The sequence below is a fragment of the Streptomyces sp. NPDC043996 genome (assembly GCF_056435225.1).
Window position 1 is genome coordinate 375366 of sequence record NZ_JBWKEY010000001.1, and the last position, 16760, is coordinate 392125.

General features: G+C 71.2%; 12 protein-coding genes. 6 read left to right on the forward strand and 6 right to left on the reverse strand.

What is annotated here, in order from left to right; all coding sequences use genetic code 11:
- The first annotated feature begins 11 nt into the window (after positions 1 to 11).
- On the forward strand, positions 12 to 2084 hold the full coding sequence (locus tag AC07A4_RS01705) for a SpoIIE family protein phosphatase (protein WP_478591498.1): 2073 nt from the start codon (positions 12 to 14) through the stop codon (positions 2082 to 2084).
- Positions 2085 to 2180: 96 nt separating this feature from the next.
- Here the strand turns inward: AC07A4_RS01705 and AC07A4_RS01710 are convergent, their stop codons facing one another.
- Positions 2181 to 4655: a transglycosylase domain-containing protein gene (locus AC07A4_RS01710; RefSeq protein ID WP_478591501.1), complete on the reverse strand. Its 2475-nt coding sequence runs from the start codon at positions 4653 to 4655 to the stop codon at positions 2181 to 2183.
- 308 nt (positions 4656 to 4963) lie between these two features.
- On the opposite strand from AC07A4_RS01710, the gene AC07A4_RS01715 reads away from it, so the two are divergent.
- Genes AC07A4_RS01715 through AC07A4_RS01725 form a run of 3 tightly spaced genes read left to right on the forward strand, consistent with a single transcriptional unit; the run spans position 4964 to position 8609 of the window.
- Complete coding sequence (locus tag AC07A4_RS01715; protein ID WP_478591503.1) at positions 4964 to 5491, forward strand: PadR family transcriptional regulator; 528 nt, start codon at positions 4964 to 4966, stop codon at positions 5489 to 5491.
- Positions 5488 to 6174: an ABC transporter ATP-binding protein gene (locus AC07A4_RS01720; protein ID WP_478591505.1), complete on the forward strand. Its 687-nt coding sequence runs from the start codon at positions 5488 to 5490 to the stop codon at positions 6172 to 6174. Before AC07A4_RS01715 ends, AC07A4_RS01720 begins: the two co-directional genes overlap by 4 nt.
- Entirely contained in the window at positions 6171 to 8609 is a 2439-nt protein-coding gene (locus AC07A4_RS01725; RefSeq protein ID WP_478591507.1) for an FtsX-like permease family protein, read from the forward strand. The genes AC07A4_RS01720 and AC07A4_RS01725 overlap by 4 nt, the downstream gene beginning before the upstream one ends.
- A gap of 125 nt (positions 8610 to 8734) precedes the next feature.
- Here AC07A4_RS01725 and AC07A4_RS01730 read toward each other — a convergent pair whose 3' ends face one another.
- A complete protein-coding gene (locus AC07A4_RS01730) occupies positions 8735 to 9673 on the reverse strand; it encodes a LysR substrate-binding domain-containing protein (protein WP_478591510.1) in 939 nt (312 codons plus the stop codon).
- A gap of 132 nt (positions 9674 to 9805) precedes the next feature.
- Here AC07A4_RS01730 and AC07A4_RS01735 point away from each other — a divergent pair, with 132 nt between their 5' ends.
- Positions 9806 to 10360, forward strand: coding sequence for a peroxiredoxin (locus AC07A4_RS01735; RefSeq protein ID WP_144320706.1), 555 nt, complete (start codon positions 9806 to 9808; stop codon positions 10358 to 10360).
- Between the two features lie 2 nt (positions 10361 to 10362).
- Positions 10363 to 10893: an alkyl hydroperoxide reductase gene (locus AC07A4_RS01740; RefSeq protein WP_478591514.1), complete on the forward strand. Its 531-nt coding sequence runs from the start codon at positions 10363 to 10365 to the stop codon at positions 10891 to 10893.
- A 127-nt stretch (positions 10894 to 11020) separates the two neighbouring features.
- On the opposite strand, the gene AC07A4_RS01745 is transcribed toward AC07A4_RS01740, so the two are convergent.
- The 4 genes from AC07A4_RS01745 to AC07A4_RS01760 all read right to left on the reverse strand — a co-directional run bounded on the left by AC07A4_RS01745 (position 11021) and on the right by AC07A4_RS01760 (position 16454).
- Positions 11021 to 12649, reverse strand: a complete 1629-nt coding sequence (locus AC07A4_RS01745) for an AI-2E family transporter (protein WP_478591517.1) — start codon at positions 12647 to 12649, stop codon at positions 11021 to 11023.
- Positions 12650 to 12813: 164 nt separating this feature from the next.
- A complete protein-coding gene (locus AC07A4_RS01750; protein ID WP_478591518.1) occupies positions 12814 to 13551 on the reverse strand; it encodes an aggregation-promoting factor C-terminal-like domain-containing protein in 738 nt (245 codons plus the stop codon).
- Positions 13552 to 14073: 522 nt separating this feature from the next.
- Positions 14074 to 15396 (reverse strand): PhoH family protein, encoded by a 1323-nt coding sequence (locus AC07A4_RS01755; RefSeq protein ID WP_478591520.1) that lies wholly within the window; start codon positions 15394 to 15396, stop codon positions 14074 to 14076.
- Between the two features lie 296 nt (positions 15397 to 15692).
- Positions 15693 to 16454 carry an isoprenyl transferase gene (locus AC07A4_RS01760; protein WP_478591523.1) on the reverse strand — a complete coding sequence of 254 codons (762 nt, stop codon included), beginning with the start codon at positions 16452 to 16454 and terminating at the stop codon, positions 15693 to 15695.
- Positions 16455 to 16760 lie beyond the last annotated feature (306 nt).

The window sequence follows — 16760 nt, forward strand, 5'->3', positions numbered from 1 at the left end:
ATTCATAACGCGTGACGGAGCACCTCAGCCCCTACGAGGGCCGCAAGGCACCAGCTGCCCGGCCACCCGCCCCCGCGGATCCCCGCGGGGCGCTGCTGCGCGCCCCGGAGCCGGAGGTGCGCGGCTCCGCGGGGATGAACGCCCTGCCCGCGCAGGCCCGTACGGGTGAGCAGGGCGCGGGCAGCGAACACGCCCAGTCCTCGACGGCGGTCCCGGACGGGCCCGGCGGCCACCGCCCGCGCCCCGTCCCCGAGGGCGTCCCCGGCCCCGCCCGCCCCGGCCCCGAGGAGTCCAGGCCCGGCGCCGAGCCGCCCACGGCGCTCCCCGGACCGCCGGACGGCGCCGAGCGGCGCGCGGGACGGCCGCGGCCGCCGGGTCCTGCGGCGATGCGGCGCGACGGCGACCGGCTGCGGTTCGTGGGCGCGGCGACGCGGCGCATCGCCCGGGGCATCGACCTCGACGAGATCGTGATGGGCCTGTGCCGGGCCACGGTGCCCACGTTCGCGGACGCGATCCTCGTCTATCTGCGCGACCCGCTGCCGGTGGGCGACGAGCGCCCCGTCGGGGCGCTGCTGCTGCGCCTTCGCCGCACCGACCGCATCCCGGAGTCCCACGACACCGACGGCGGCACGCTGCCCGCGCTCCAGGTGCAGTCCGACCTGTCGACGGCCGCGGAGCTGTGCGAGGTGCACGTCAACAGCGCGCTCGACCACGTCCTGCGCGGCGTGCGGCCCGTCTTCGCGGACTCCGCCGTCGCGCTCGGCGCGCTGCCGGAGCTGCTCGGCGAGGGCCGGACGGTCCCCGGCGGCCAGCGGGCGATCCTGGCGCCGCTGCGGGGGCGGCGCCGGGTCATCGGCGCGGCCGTCTTCCTGCGCCGCCCGGACCGGCCCCCCTTCGAGGCGGATGACCTCCTGGTCGCCGCGCAGCTCGCCACGCACAGCGCGCTCGGCATCGACAAGGCCGTCCTGTACGGCCGCGAGGCGTACATCGCGGACGAGTTGCAGCGCACGATGCTGCCCGAGACCCTGCCGCGCGCCACCGGCGTGCGGCTCGCCTCGCGCTACCTCCCGGCCGCCGAGACCGCCCGCGTCGGCGGCGACTGGTACGACGCGATCCCGCTGCCGGGCAGCCGGGTCGCCCTGGTCGTGGGCGACGTGATGGGGCACTCGATGACATCGGCGGCGATCATGGGGCAGCTGCGGACGACCGCGCAGACCCTCGCCGGGCTCGACCTGCCGCCGCAGGAGGTCCTGCACCACCTCGACGAACAGGCGCAGCGCCTCGGCTCGGACCGCATGGCCACCTGCCTGTACGCGGTGTACGACCCGGTGTCGCACCGCATCACGATCGCCAACGCGGGCCATCCGCCGCCTGTCCTCCTTCACCTCGGCGGGCGCGCGGAGGTCCTGCGCGTGCCCCCGGGCGCGCCCATCGGCGTGGGCGGCGTGGACTTCGAGGCCGTGGAGCTGGACGCCCCGGCGGGCGCGACGCTGCTGCTCTACACGGACGGGCTCGTGGAGTCCCGCCTGCGCGACGTGTGGACGGGGATAGAGCAGCTGCGCGAGCGGCTCGCCGCGACCGCCCAGCTGACCGGGCCCGACCACCCGCCGCCCCTGGAGGCCCTCTGCGACGAGGTGCTCGACATGCTCGGCCCCGGCGACCGGGACGACGACATCGCGCTGCTCGCCGCCCGCTTCGACGGCATCGCGCCGAGCGACGTGGCGTACTGGTTCCTGGAACCAGAGGACGCCACGCCGTCGCGCGCCCGCCGCCTGGCCCGCAGCGCCCTTGAGCGGTGGGGCCTGACCGAACTGAACGACGCGGTCGAACTCCTTGTCAGCGAGGTCGTGACCAACGCCGTGCGGTACGCCACGCGCCCGATCACGCTGCGCCTCCTGCGCACCGACGTGCTGCGCTGCGAGGTCGGCGACGACGTGCCGCAGCTGCCGAGGCTGCGGCAGGCGCGCGCCACGGACGAGGGCGGACGCGGGCTCTACCTGGTCAACAAGCTGGCGCGGCGCTGGGGCGCCACGCGGCTGAGCACGGGGAAGGTGGTCTGGTTCGAGCTGAACCCGTCGGCGTGACCACCGGCCGACGACTCACAGCGGCTGAAGACTGAAAATGGCGAAGGTGCCCGGAGCCAGCTGGCTCCGGGCACCTTCGCCGTCAGTCGTCACTCGTCAGTCGTCGGATCTGTCCGACCTGTCGGCCCGTGCGTCGTCCGGGTCGTCCGGGATGCCCCAGGTGGGCGTCGGCGGCGTCGTGGGCGGCGTGGTGGGCGGCGTCGTCGGCGGGTCCGTCGGCGGCGGTGTCGTCGGCGGCTTCGTCGTCGGCGGCGGTGTCGTCGGGGGCTTCGTCGTGGGCGGCTTGGTGCTCGGCTTGTCCTTCTCGTCCGGCTCGGTGGGCCGCGTCGTCGGCGTCGGCGGGGCCTGCGTGGTCGGCTCCGGCGGCGGCGCGACGGCGGCGCCCATGTCGGTGTCCAGGTTGAACTTGGTGCGCGAGCCGGTCGCGTTGAAGGTGTACGCCGCCCAGATCTCGGCCGGGAAGCTGCCGCCGTCGATGCGCTGCCGGCCGAGCGAGCCCTTCATGGAGGCCTGGTCGCCCCGCTTGAGCTTCCCCGAGGTCTCGGGCGCCTCGCCGAACAGGCCCACGGACGTGACGAGCTTCGGCGTGTAGCCCACGAACCAGGCCGACTTGTTGTTGTCGGAGGTGCCGGTCTTGCCCGCGACCTGCTGGCCCTTGCGGTTGGGCGCCTGGCGCACGGAGGCGCGGGCGGTGCCGTCGTCGACGACGCCGGTCAGGACGGACGTCACGGAGTCGGCGGCGCCGCGGCTGATGACCTGGTCGCCGATCGCGTCCGGCAGGTCGATGGTGCGGTCCTTGTGCTCGACGGACTTCACCAGCTGCGGGGTGACCTTCTTGCCGTGGTTGTTGAGCGTCGCGTACACGCCCGCCATGTCCAGCGGGCTCGCGCCCATCGTGCCGAGCGTCTGCGCGGGCACCGCGGGCAGGCCCTTGGTGCGCATGCCCAGCTTGCCCGCGACCTCCAGGACCTTGTCCATCTTCACGTCCACGCCCATCTGCGCGAAGACGGAGTTGATGGACTTGTTCATCGCGGTCTGGACGGTGACGGGACCGTAGGAGTGGTCGTCCTCGTTGGGCGGCGCGAAGCCGATGTCGCTGCCCTTGACGGGGCGCTCGCTGCGGCCGCTGTAGATCGTGTTGGCCGTGATCGGCTTGCCGTCCTGCGTGGTGGCGCCCTCGTCCAGGGCGGCCGCGAGGATCAGCGGCTTGAAGGTGGAGGCGGGCTGGTAGTCCTGGCGGGTGGCGTTGTTGACGTAGTGCTTGAGGAAGTCGCGGCCGCCGTACATCGCGACGATCCCGCCGGTCTTCGGGTCCACGGACGCCGCGCCGGCCTGCACCCGTGCGTCCGGGCTGTCCTTGTCCGACTTCAGCTTGTCGGTGAGCTTGCGCTCGACCGCCTTCTCCAGCAGGGCCTGCTTCTTGCGGTCGATGTTGAGCGTGACGGTGTAGCCGCCCGCCTCTATCTGCGCCTCGGCCTCGGACTTGGTGTAGCCCTGCTTCATGAGCTGCTGCTCGAGGGCGTCGTTGGCGGCCTCGACGAGATAGCCGGTCTGGCCCTTCATCTCGGGCCGGGCCTTGGGCGCGTGCGGGTAGGGGAACTTCAGGCCGTCGCGCTCGCTGGAGTCCAGCCAGCCCTCTCCGACCATGTTGTTCAGTACGTAGTTCCAGCGCTCCTCGACCAGCTTCTTACCGGTCGGCGTCGCGGTGGTGTAGTCGTAGGAGCTCGGCGCCTGGAGGAGGGCCGCGAGGTAGGCGCCCTGCGAGACGTTCAGCTCCGTGGCGTCGATGCCGTAGTAGGCCTGGGCGGCGGCCTGGATGCCGTAGGCGCCGCGGCCGTAGTAGCTGGTGTTGATGTAGCCCGCGAGGATGCTGTCCTTGCTCTTCTCGCGGTCCACCTTCAGCGAGATGACCAGCTCTTTGAGCTTGCGCGTGACGGTCTGTTCCTGCGACAGGTAGTAGTTCTTGACGTACTGCTGGGTGATCGTCGAGCCACCCTGCTTGCCCTTGCCGGACAGGGTGTTGAGCACGCCGCGCGCGGTGCCCTTGAAGTCGACGCCGGTGTCCTTGTAGAAGGACTTGTTCTCGGCGGCGACGAAGGTGCGCTGCACCTTCTTGGGGACCTTGTCGAGGTCGACGATCTCGCGGTTGACCTCGCCGTCGCGGTACAGGATCGAGCCGTCGCTGTACTTGAAGATGTTGCTCTGCTTCTTCGCCAGGGCGTTGCCCTTGGGTATGTCCACCACCAGGTAGAGCACGACGAAGCCGAGCATGCCGAGCAGGATGAAGCCGAAGAAATAGCCGAGGAGCTTCTTCCAGGTGAAGAAGCGGCGGATGCCGGTGCGCTTGGGCTTGGCGGGGCGCGTACGCCGGGCCGGGCGCCCCTCACCCGAACCGCCGGAGCCGGGGGTGGCGTCCGCGCCGGTGGCGGCGTCCGGGCCGGGACCGGCGGGGCTCTCGGCGGGGGTGCCGCCCTCGGGAGCGCCGGTGGCCGGGGCGCCGTCGGCCGGGAGGCCTCGCGCTGCCCGGCGCGCGCCGCGCTGCCGCGCTTTTCGCTCTTCGGCTCGGCCCATGACTGTCGTCGCTCCGCTTCGTCTCGTTCTTCTCGTACCGCGTGTACGTCCCGTACGCCTCGAAGGCCACGTACGGGGCAGGTCAGCTCATGAAGCTAACACCGCGCCTAAGGACAAATAGCCTCCGATCCGGCCTTTTCCGGACGTGACAATGAGCACCCGCACCAGGGGAACCCTTGCCACTCCCATCGGAATCGACTCCTCGAAGGCGCGTACGGTTGCCTCCCGTTTTCGCCGATGCGCTCAGCCGCATCGCTACACACTGGGCGTATACACGGCACGTATACCTGGTGTGTATAGTGCTCCGCATGTCCATTGGTCACACTCTGCTCGGCCTGCTTGAGTCCGGCCCCCGCCACGGCTACGACCTCAAACGCGCCTTCGACGAGAAGTTCGGGCACGACAAGCCGCTGCACTACGGCCAGGTCTACTCGACCATGTCGCGGCTGCTGAAGAACGGGCTCGTCGAGGTCGACGGGATAGAGGCGGGCGACGGCCCCGAACGCAAGCGGTACGCCATCACCGAGGCCGGCATCACCGACGTCCAGCGCTGGCTGGCCACGCCGGAGAAGCCCGAGCCCTACCTCCAGTCGACGCTCTACACCAAGGTCGTCCTCGCGCTGCTCACGCACCGCGACGCCGCCGAGATCCTCGACACCCAGCGGGCCGAGCACCTGCGCATGATGCGCATGCTCACCGACCGCAAGCGCAAGGGCGACCTCGCCGACCAGCTGATCTGCGACCACGCCCTGTTCCACCTGGAGGCCGACCTGCGCTGGCTGGAACTGACCTCCGCCCGGCTCGGCCGGCTCGCCAAGGAGGTACTCCCCGCATGACCCCCGCCGGTTCCCTGCTCACCGCCCACGGACTGCGCAAGTCCTACGGCCCCACGACCGCGCTCGACGGCGCCGAGTTCTCCATACATCCCGGTGAGGTCGTCGCCGTGATGGGCCCCTCCGGGTCCGGCAAGTCGACGCTGCTGCACTGCCTGGCCGGAATCGTGCGCCCCGACGAGGGCGAAATCTCATACAACGGCCACCAATTGACTGGCATGACGGACACCGCGCTGAGCGCCCTGCGGCGCAGCGAGTTCGGCTTCGTCTTCCAGTTCGGCCAGCTGGTGCCCGAGCTGACCTGCGTCGAGAACGTGGCGCTTCCGCTGCGCCTCAACGGCGCCAAGCGCAAGGACGCCGAGCGGATCGCCCTGGCCTGGATGGAGCGCCTGGAGGTCGACGACGTGGGCGCCAAGCGGCCCGGCCAGGTCTCCGGCGGCCAGGGCCAGCGCGTCGCCGTGGCCCGCGCCCTCGCCACGAACCCGCGCGTGATCTTCGCCGACGAGCCGACCGGCGCGCTCGACTCGCTCAACGGCGAGCGCGTGATGGAGCTGCTCACCGACGCGGCCCGGTCCACGAACGCCGCCGTCGTCCTCGTCACGCACGAGACCCGCGTGGCCGCGTACTCCGACCGCGAGATCGTCGTCCGCGACGGCAAGTCACGGGACATGGAGCGCCTCGTATGAGCACGACCCGGACCGAGCCGGCCGTGGCCCCGGCGCCCGCCCCGCCCGCAGGCCCCACCGGCGTCCGCGCCTGGGCCCGTGACCTGGCCATGGGCCTGCGCTTCGCGGTCGGCGGCGGCCGGCAGGGCTGGACCCGCACGATCCTCACCGCCGTCGGCGTGGGCCTCGGCGTGGCGCTGCTGCTCGGCGCCGCGTCCGTCCCTGACATGCTGAACAAGCGCGACGCGCGCTCCACGGCGCGCACCCCGCTCGCCGAGATGAACGGCAAGCAGGTCAAGCCCGGCGACACCTCGGTCCTGTCCATCAACGTGGGCACGGACTTCCGCGACTCCGAGGTGGCGGGCCGGATGCTGCGCGCGGACGGCGCCCACCCGGCCCTGCCGCCCGGCCTCGACGCGCTGCCCAAGGCCGGCGAGATGGTCGTCTCGCCCGCCCTGCGGGACCTGATGAACAGCTCCGAAGGCGAGCTCCTCAAGGAGCGCTTCAGCCACTACCGCCAGGTGGGCACCATCGGCGACGCGGGCCTGATGCACCCCAAGGAGCTGTACTACTACCTCGGCTCCGACTCCCTGACCAAGGGCGACGGCGCCTACCGCTCGCAGTCCTTCGGCTACAAGGAGCCCGCCGAGCCGCTGGACCCGCTCCTGGTCGTCCTCATCGTGCTGATCTGCGTCGTCCTGCTCACCCCGGTGGTCATCTTCGTCGGCACCGCGGTCCGCTTCGGCGGTGAGCGCCGCGACCAGCGGCTCGCCGCGCTGCGCCTGGTCGGCGCGGACCGGCGGGCGGTGCGGCGGATCGCGGCGGGCGAGGCGCTCTGCGGCGCGCTGCTCGGGCTTGCCGCGGGCGCCGTGTTCTTCCTGCTCGCCCGGCAGCTGGTCGGCATGGTCGACATCTGGAAGGTCAGCGCCTTCCCGTCCGACATGGTGCCGCTGCCGGGGCTCACCGCGCTGATCGTCGTGGCCGTGCCCGTCTCCGCCGTGGTGGTCACCCTGGTGTCCCTGCGCGCGGTCACCATCGAGCCGCTGGGCGTCGTCCGCAGCTCGGCGCCGCGCAAGCGCCGCCTGTGGTGGCGGCTGCTCCTTCCGGTCATCGGCCTCGGGATCCTGCTCGGCCAGGATCGCATCTCGACCCAGTCCACCACGGCCGACGTGCACGTCTACGTCATCGCCGTCGGCGCGACCCTCGCCCTCGTCGGCCTCGCCACGCTCCTTCCCTGGCTCGTCGAGGCCGCCGTGGCCAGGCTGCGCGGCGGGCCCGTGCCCTGGCAGCTGGCCACCCGCCGCCTGCAGTTGAGCAGCGGCACGGCGGCCCGCGCGGTCAGCGGCATCACGGTCGCGGTGGCGGGCGCGGTCGCCCTGCAGATGCTCTTCGCGTCCATGCACGACGAGTTCAACACCGTCACGGACCAAGATCCCCGCCGCGCCCAGCTCACCGTGCACTCGTCGCAGGCCAGCGGCGCGCTCGCGCAGCGCATGATCGACGACTTCCGCGCCACCAAGGGCGTCAAGAACGTCATGGGCAGCGTCTCGACGTACGTCGTCAAGCCCGGCAAGCTGCCCAAGGGCCAGGAGTCCGACGGCTACCGGCCCACCACGGAGCTGCGCGTCGGCACCTGCGAGACGCTGCGCGAACTGGCGCGCGTCAAGTCCTGCGCCGACGGCGACACGTTCATCGTGCGCTCCGGGGACCGGCAGATGACCGCGCAGGTCGACATGGTGGCGACCCCCGGCAAGCCGATCGACCTCAACTCCGAGTCCTGGTTCACCTACGACGGCAAGCCGCGCGGCAAGCACTCCCCGTGGACGCTGCCGAAGTCGACCCGGACCGTACAGGCCCGGCCCGACCCGGTGGGCGACGAGTACTACGGCATCTTCGCGACACCGCGCGCCGTCGACGTGGACCGCATGGCGGACGCCTCGACCAACGCCATGGTGCAGACCGACCGCAGCGTGCCGGACGCCGAGGAGCACGTGCGCAACACCGCGGCCCGCATGGATCCGCTGGTGCGCGTGGGGACCATCCGCATGATCGAGCGCGACAAGCAGTACGCGTCCGTCCAGAAGGGCCTGCAGGCCGGTGCCATCGCCACGATGATGCTGATCGCCGCGTCCATGCTGGTGTCGATGCTGGAGCAACTGCGCGAGCGCAAGCGGCTCCTCGCGGCCCTGACCGCCTTCGGCACCCGCCGCACCTCCATGGGCTGGTCGGTCCTGTGGCAGACCGCCATCCCCGTGGCCCTGGGCCTGGCCCTCGCGGTCACCGGCGGCCTGGCCCTCGGCGCCGTGATGTGCCGCATGATCGCCAAGCAGGTCACGGACTGGCTGGTGTTCCTCCCGCTGGCGGGAGCGGGCGCGGTCCTGGTCGCGGTCGTGACGGCCCTGAGCCTGCCACCGCTGTGGCGGATGATGCGCCCGGACGGTCTGCGGACGGAGTGAGATGAATACGTCAGCTGGGGCGGGAGTTCACCCACTCCCGCCCCAGCGGCATAAGCGCCCCGAAGGGGCGCGGGGAACTGCGCGACCAGCCCAGGACAGCCTGCGGCCGACAAGCAGCCCCAGCGCTACAACACCCGCACCGGCAGCGGCCGCAGCGCCCCCCGCAGAGCCTCGGCCAGCTCCTCGTACTCCGCGGCCCGCGCCGCCCCCGAGCGCATCGCGAGCGCGACGCGCCGCGTGGGCGCCGGGTCGGCGAAGTACCCGGTGAGCAACTGGCTGCTGCGGCTGGTCTCGACCCGTATGGCCGTGCGCGGCAGCAGCGTCACCCCGAGCCCGCCCGCGACGAGCTGGACGAGCGTGGAGAGACCGGCGGCGGTCGTGGTGACGGGCGCGTCGTCCCGGCCCGCCTCGCGGCAGATGTCGAGGGCCTGGTCCCGCAGGCAGTGCCCTTCGTCGAGCAGCAGCAGGTTCAGCTCCCGCAGCGCGTCGCGGGGAATCCCCTCCCGCCCGCCGAGCCAGTGGTCCAGCGGCGTGACGAGCACGAAGTCCTCGTCGAACAGCGGCAGTTCGGTGACCCCTGGCACGCCGAGCGGCACGGCGAGCAGCAGCAGGTCGAGCCGCCCCGCCGCGAGCCCGTCGAGCAGCGACGCCGTCTGCTCCTCGTGGACCTGGAGGTCCAGGTGGGGATACCTCTCGTGGACGAGCGTGAGGACCGTCGGCAGCAGATACGGTGCCACCGTCGGGATCACCCCGAGCCGCAGCGCCCCGGTGAACGGCGCCTTCACGGCGTCCGCCTCCTCCAGGAGCGCCTCGACCTCGCCGAGGACGGCCCTGGCCCGGACGGCGAGCCGCTCCCCCGCCGGGGACAGGAGCACCTTGCGGGTGGTCCGCTCCAGGAGCTGGACACCGAGTGTCTCCTCGAGCGCGGAGACGGCCCCCGAAAGCGCGGGCTGGCTCATCCCGATCGCGGCCGCCGCGTCCCGGAAGTGCAGATGCTCGGCGACGGCGGCGAAGGCGCGCAGCTGCGCCAGGCTGGGCTGTTTGCCCCTATGTACGGCAGCCACTGATAACTACCTCCAATCAACAGGACCGAGTGTAGCTATTTCCCTAATCAATGCACCCTGTGCCACGATCGTCAGCAGTCCAACCCCATGGAACCCCTTACCGGGGGTATCCAATCGCTGCAAGGAGAGCGCGTGCTCACTGTCGGTGACAAGTTCCCCGAGTTCGACCTGACTGCCTGTGTCTCGCTGGAGAAGGGCAAGGAGTTCGAGCAGATCAACCACAAGACCTACGAAGGCAAGTGGAAGATCGTCTTCGCGTGGCCCAAGGACTTCACCTTCGTGTGCCCGACCGAGATCGCGGCCTTCGGCAAGCTGAACGACGAGTTCGCTGACCGTGACGCCCAGGTCCTCGGCTTCTCCGGCGACTCCGAGTTCGTGCACCACGCCTGGCGCAAGGACCACCCGGACCTGACCGACCTGCCCTTCCCGATGCTGGCCGACTCCAAGCACGAGCTCATGCGCGCGCTCGGCATCGAGGGCGAGGACGGCTTCGCGCAGCGCGCCGTCTTCATCGTCGACCAGAACAACGAGATCCAGTTCACGATGGTGACCGCCGGTTCCGTCGGCCGTAACCCCAAGGAGGTCCTGCGGGTCCTCGACGCTCTCCAGACGGACGAGCTGTGCCCCTGCAACTGGAGCAAGGGCGAGGACACCCTGGACGCGGTCGCGCTCCTGGCCGGTGAGTGAGCATGGCCCTCGATGAGCTGAAGGCGGCCGTCCCGGACTACGCCAAGGACCTGAAGCTGAACCTCGGCTCGGTCATCGGCAACTCCGAGCTGCCCAAGCAGCAGCTGTGGGGCACGGTGCTCGCCTGCGCGATCGCATCCCGCTCCGCCCAGGTGCTGCGGGAGCTTGAGCCCGAGGCGAAGGCGAACCTCTCCGCTGAGGCGTACACCGCGGCCAAGTCCGCGGCCGCCATCATGGCGATGAACAACGTCTTCTACCGCACGCGTCACCTGCTCTCCGACCCGGAGTACGGGACGATGCGCGCGGGCCTGCGGATGAACGTCATCGGCAACCCGGGCGTCGAGAAGGTCGACTTCGAGCTCTGGTCGCTCGCCGTCTCCGCGATCAACGGCTGCGGCATGTGCCTCGACTCGCACGAGCAGGTGCTCCGCAAGGCGGGCGTCGACCGCGACACGATCCAGGAGGCGTTCAAGATCGCCTCGGTGATCCAGGCGGTGGGCGTGACGCTGGAGTCCGAGGCTCGCCTCTCGTAAGCCTTCGGCCACACTGGCCACGCTGTTCACACGAAGGCCCCGCTCGCACACCGCGAGCGGGGCCTTCGCGCGCCCCCGGTGACCGGGGGCGCCAGAGTCCTGGGGAGCCGGGGACGGCGCTAAGGCGCTAGGCGTCCTGCGGGGTCCGGGGCTTGGTGGTGGCCTCGGCGGCGGGTTCGGCCGCCGTGGCCTCGGCCTGGCGGAGCGCCTGCTCCTTGGCGTACGCCCGGAGGTATCCAACGACCGTGTTGGCCACCGCGACCAGCGGCACCGCCACCACGGCCCCGCCGATCCCCGCGATCATGCCGCCCGCCGCGACGGAGAGCACGACCGCCAGCGGATGCACCTTCACGGCGCGGCCGAGGATGAACGGCTGCAGGATGTGCCCCTCGATCTGCTGCACGGCGAGGACCACCACGAGCGCCATCACGGCCGTGAACACGCCCTGCGTGACCAGCGCGACGACGACCGCGAGCGCGCCGGAGACCACCGCGCCCACCAGCGGGATGAACGCGAACAGGAAGATGAAGACGGCCAGCGGCACCGCCATGGGCACGCCCAGGAAGTAGATGCCGAGGCCGATGAAGACGGCGTCGATGAGGGCCACTATCACCGTGCCCCGCACATACGCGGTGAGGGTGCGCCAGGCGCGCGGGCCCGCCCCCGCGACGCCGGGCCGGGCCGCGGCGGGCACCAGCTTGAGGCACCACTTCCAGATGCGCGGCCCGTCGTACATCAGGAAGAGCGTCGAGAACATCGCGAGCAGGATGCCCGTCAGCGTCTCCATGATGACGGTGACGCCTTCGAGGCTGGCGGAGGTGATCTCCTCGGAGTTCGCGCCGACCGCCTCGCGCAGGCTCTTGGCGATGTCGTTGATCTGGTCCTCGGTGACGTGGAAGGGGCTGTTGAGCAGCCACTTGCGCAAGTCCTCGATGCCGTCCTGGACTTGGCTGGAGAGCGTGTCGACGTTCTCCATGACCTGCCAGACCACGAACCAGCCCACGAGCCCCATGACCACGAAGCCGAGTACGGCGGTGACCATGGTGGCGAGCCCGCGCGGAAGGCCGAACCGGGTGAGCCGGGTCACCGTCGGCTGCAGCAGCGCGGTGATGAGCAGCGCGGCGATGAACGCGTACACGACGAGCTGGACGGCGCTGATGACCCGCATCAGGACCCAGACGGTGCCCGCGAGGACGAGCAGCCGCCACCCGGCCTCGGCGGCGACGCGCACGCCCCACGGCACGCTGGCGACGGGGTCGGGCCGGGCGGCTATCGCGGGGGCGTAGGTGGGCGGCGCGGGCACCTGGTCGGTGGCGGTGGACTCGGCGGCGGCCGCGTCGGACCGCTCGTCGTCGGCGTCACGGGCGTCGGCGGCGTGCCGCACCAGGTCGGCGTAGCGCTTCCGCAGGGACAGCTTCGGCCCCGTCGGCCCCGGCGGTGACGGCTCGGCCGCGTCGGCCACGGCGTCGACGGTGGACGCCGTGCCTACGGCGGACACCGTAGGCACGGTGTCCTTGGTGTCCGACGCGGCGGAGCCGTTGTCGGCGGCCCGCCCGCTCGGAACGTCCGTGGTCGGCGTCCCGGGCGGCGTGTTCGCCGGGTTCTCCTCAGGCGGTACGTTTCGCCCGGTGCTCGGCTGCGGCTCGGCCTCCGCGACCGGTCCGGAGCCGTCCGCTCCGGCGCCCGCACCGACGCGCTGGCCCAGCCTGGTGAGGCCGGCGCCGACACGACGACGCCACCCCGGTACTCGCGACATGATCCGTCCTCTTCCCCCGTCTGTCCCCGCCTGGCCCCCGAAGCCTTCGAACTGACCGTACACGGGCGAAGCCCCTCACCGGAGGACGGTGAGGGGCCACAAACGGTTGCGTGGGGTACGGGCGGATCAGCGCGGGTCAGCGCCGGATGACCGCCTTGTCCCCGTCAGTACCAGTTGTTCGCCTGCCAGAAGGACCAGGCACCACACGGGCTGCCGTAGCGCTCGTTCATGTAGTTGAGGCCCCACTTGATCTGCGTGGCCGGGTTGGTGCGCCAGTCGGCTCCCGCGGTGGCCATCTTCGAGGCGGGCAGCGCCTGGACGAGGCCGTACGCGCCGGAGGAGGCGTTGGTGGCGCGGTAGTTCCACGTGGACTCGTGGTTCACGATGTTGCTGAAGCACTGGAACTGGCCCGCGGGGACCATCTGCCGGGCCATCGCCTGGACCTGGGACACCGTGTAGGAGCCCTGCGGTGCGAAGTCGGAGGCGTCGCGCGTGGAGGAACGGCTCGCCTTGTTCTCCAGGCGCTCCTTCTCCTGCTGCTTCTTCTTCGCCGCGGCTTCCTTGGCGGCGGCCTTCTTGTCCGCTTCCGCCTGCTTCGCCGCCTGCTGCTTGGCGACGGCGTTCTTGGCGGCCTGGACGCGGGCGGCCTCGGCGGCGGACTTCTTCGCGGCCGAGTCGGCGGCCGTGGCCTGGGCCTCGGCCTGCTGCGCCACCGAGGTGGTCTGCACCAGGGCCTGGTCGCCGGCCGGTATGTCTGCGAGGAGAGTCGCGTCGCTCGCCGTCGCCTCGAGGTCGTCGCTCGAGGACTGGGTGTTGCCCGAGGCAACGCCCACGACAGCGCCGACGGTGGTGACCGCGGTGGCCGACGCCACTGCGAATCCCCGGACCGAAATCCGGCTCACACGGTTTCCTTCCAGCATCGCCCGCATAGGTGACCTCGCGGGCGCAATCGTGCCCCTGGCGCTGGCCTCCGGTTGGTACTCGGTCACAGGAGGCGCGGGCCCGGTCGACAACTCCCGTGGCGGGAGCGCCGCGTGGTGCTTCGGGCGGCATACGGCTACCACTATGAAGTTCTGTTGTTCCGTACCGCTGGGGGTACGGGAGTGCCGTATGCGGGGCCTGACAGGACCCAGACTCTGCCGTAGCGAGATACCGGGAGGCAATTCCGCGTTGCGTGTGAAAGCTCACATCCCGTTTGCCCCAGCGGTTTTACGGAAACCCAGACGCATGGGGCCGCAACCCCAGTAGGCTCGCGCGCTTCACGGCTCACGGCCAACTGTCGTGCCCCGTTTCCCCCGTGACCTCGTATCAGCCGCGAACCGGCATGGAAGCCGCAGACGACGCCAAAGTGACCGTACGCGCGAAACGGGCGGCGCCCCGCGGTCCTTCGTGGCCCGCGGGGCGCCGCCCGTCGTCCGGGTGGGTCAGATCTGGCCGTCCTCCAGCATCTCGGTCACGAGCGCCGCGATCTGCGACCGCTCGGACCGGGTGAGCGTGACGTGGGCGAAGAGCGGGTGCCCCTTCAGCTTCTCGATGACGGCGACCACTCCGTCGTACCGGCCGACCCGGAGGTTGTCGCGCTGGGCGACGTCGTGGGTCAGGACCACCCGGGAGTTCGCGCCGATCCGGGAGAGGACCGTCAGGAGGACGTTGCGCTCCAGGGACTGGGCCTCGTCCACGATGACGAACGCGTCGTGCAGGGAGCGGCCGCGGATGTGGGTGAGCGGGAGCACCTCCAGCATGCCGCGCGCGGACACCTCCTCGATGACCTCCTTGCCCGCGACCGAGCCGAGCGTGTCGAAGACGGCCTGTGCCCAGGGCCCCATCTTCTCGGCCTCGGTGCCGGGCAGATAGCCGAGCTCCTGCCCGCCCACCGCGTAAAGCGGCCGGAAGACCATCACCTTCTGGTGCTGGCGGCGCTCCAGGACGGCCTCCAGGCCCGCGCACAGCGCGAGCGCCGACTTGCCGGTGCCCGCGCGGCCGCCCATGGAGACGATGCCGACGTCCGGGTCGAGCAGCAGGTCGAGCGCGACGCGCTGCTCGGCGCTGCGGCCCTTGAGGCCGAAGGCCTCGCGGTCGCCGCGCACCAGCTTGACGGTGCCCTCGGCCGTGACCCGGCCGAGCGCCTTGCCGCGCTCGGACTGGATGGTGAGGCCGGTGTGCACGGGCAGCTCCGCCGCCTCCGGCACGTACAGCGTCTCGGCGTCGAAGAGGAGGTCGACCTGCTCCCCGGAGAGGGTGAGCTCGGACATCCCGGTCCAGCCGGAGGAGTCCGTGATGGCGAGCTCCGCGCGGTACTCCTCGGCGAGGAGGCCGACGGAGGACGCCTTGATCCTCAGCGGCAGGTCCTTCGAGACGACCGTGACGTCGTACCCCTCGGCCTGGAGGTTGCGTGCCACCGCGAGGATGCGGGAGTCGTTGTCCCCCAGTCGGTAGCCGGCGGGCAGGACGCCGGGGTCGGAGTGGTTGAGCTCGACGCGCATCGTGCCGCCGAGGCCACCCATCGGGATGGGGGCGTCCAGGCGCCCGTACCGGATGCGGCAGTCGTCGAGCAGGCGCAGGGCCTGCCGGGCGAAGTAGCCGAGTTCAGGATGGTGGCGCTTGGCCTCGAGCTCCGTCACTACGACGATCGGCAGCACCACTTCGTGCTCGTCGAAACGCGACAGCGCGTTCGGGTCGGCGAGCAGGACACTGGTGTCGAGAACATAGGTGCGCCGGCCTTGCTGGCGCTTCGTGCTGGTCACCACGGAAGGACGTACCCCCTCGGATGAGGTCGGGGAGCGACGGAGGGAACTGGACCGGTCTCCGGCCGCCATGCGCGGGCCGGGCACCGGCCCTCCGTGTCGTCCGCGCTCAGCGCGCGGTCGTCCTTGCGCAAAGGGCCTCCCGGGCGGACGGCCCCGTGCCGTCCGCTGAGATACGGCGTCCGTGAATCGGACGCCGACCTGCAGGGCTTATTCCCTCGAACAAGCGCAGCCATGCCATGGCATATGACGGCGCGTTGGTTAACTCCCGGTTACCGCGGCCTCATCCCGCAGGGCCGTCATCCGCCGTAACGACGGTGGCGCGCGGCGTAATCACGCAGCGCACGCAGGAAGTCCACCTTCCGGAACGCCGGCCAGAAGACTTCGCAGAAGTAGTACTCGGAGTGAGCGGACTGCCAGAGCATGAAGCCCGAGAGGCGCTGTTCGCCACTCGTGCGGATCACCAGGTCGGGGTCCGGCTGGCCGCTCGTGTAGAGGTGCTTGGAGATCTGTTCGACGTCCACGCTGTCGGCGACGTCCTCGATGGAGGTGCCGCGCTCGGCGTGGTCGAGCAGCAGCGAGCGGACGGCGTCGGCGATCTCCTGGCGGCCGCCGTAGCCGACGGCGACGTTGACGAGTATCCCCTTGTTGGTGTCGGTCGCCTGTTCGGCTTCCTTCAGGACGCGCTGGGTGCTGTCGGGGAGCAGGTCGAGGGTGCCCACGTGGTGCACGCGCCAGCGGCCGTCGGCGGCGAGGCTACGGACCGTCCCCTCGATGATGCCGACGAGCGGGACGAGCTCCTCGTCGGGGCGGTCGAGGTTGTCCGTGGACAGCATCCATAGCGTGACCACCTCGACGTCGGTCTCGGCGCACCAGCCGAGGAATTCCTCGATCTTGTACGCGCCCGCCTGATGGCCCTGGGCGGTGGTGCCTCCGGAGGCCTTGGCCCAGCGCCGGTTCCCGTCGAGGATGACGCCGATGTGCTTGGGCACCTGGTCGTGGTCGAGGCGGCCCTCCACCCGGTGTGCGTACAGCCGGTACACCAGGTCGCGCAAGCTCACGAGATTCCACCTCTCACGAAAGTTTGGCCGCCGCCCCGGTGGGCGGCCGACGGGCCGGGCATCCGGGGGCACAGGGCAGTACCCGAAGCCGAAAGGGTACCGCTGCCCGGCCGGTCCCCCGGCCCGGGTACCAACAGAACCGGCCCCAACGGACGTGCCAGATCAAGCGCGAGACTCAGCCCGTCCGGCGATTGAGGACGAGCGCGCAGCGCGACACGGCGGGGCCCCGGGCAGAAGAAAGGCCAGGCGGCGGCAGGGCCCGCCCCACCACCTCCGGAAGCAGCGCGGCTTGCCGTAGCGTCGGAC

Bases quoted from the DNA above. Each gene is read 5' to 3' on its own strand.
- AC07A4_RS01710 (WP_478591501.1), bottom strand. From the start codon at position 4,655: ATGGGCCGAGCCGAAGAGCGAAAAGCGCGGCAGCGCGGCGCGCGCCGG.
- AC07A4_RS01715 (WP_478591503.1), top strand. From the start codon at position 4,964: ATGTCCATTGGTCACACTCTGCTCGGCCTGCTTGAGTCCGGCCCCCGC.
- AC07A4_RS01720 (WP_478591505.1), top strand. From the start codon at position 5,488: ATGACCCCCGCCGGTTCCCTGCTCACCGCCCACGGACTGCGCAAGTCC.
- AC07A4_RS01725 (WP_478591507.1), top strand. From the start codon at position 6,171: ATGAGCACGACCCGGACCGAGCCGGCCGTGGCCCCGGCGCCCGCCCCG.
- AC07A4_RS01740 (WP_478591514.1), top strand. From the start codon at position 10,363: ATGGCCCTCGATGAGCTGAAGGCGGCCGTCCCGGACTACGCCAAGGAC.
- AC07A4_RS01745 (WP_478591517.1), bottom strand. From the start codon at position 12,649: ATGTCGCGAGTACCGGGGTGGCGTCGTCGTGTCGGCGCCGGCCTCACC.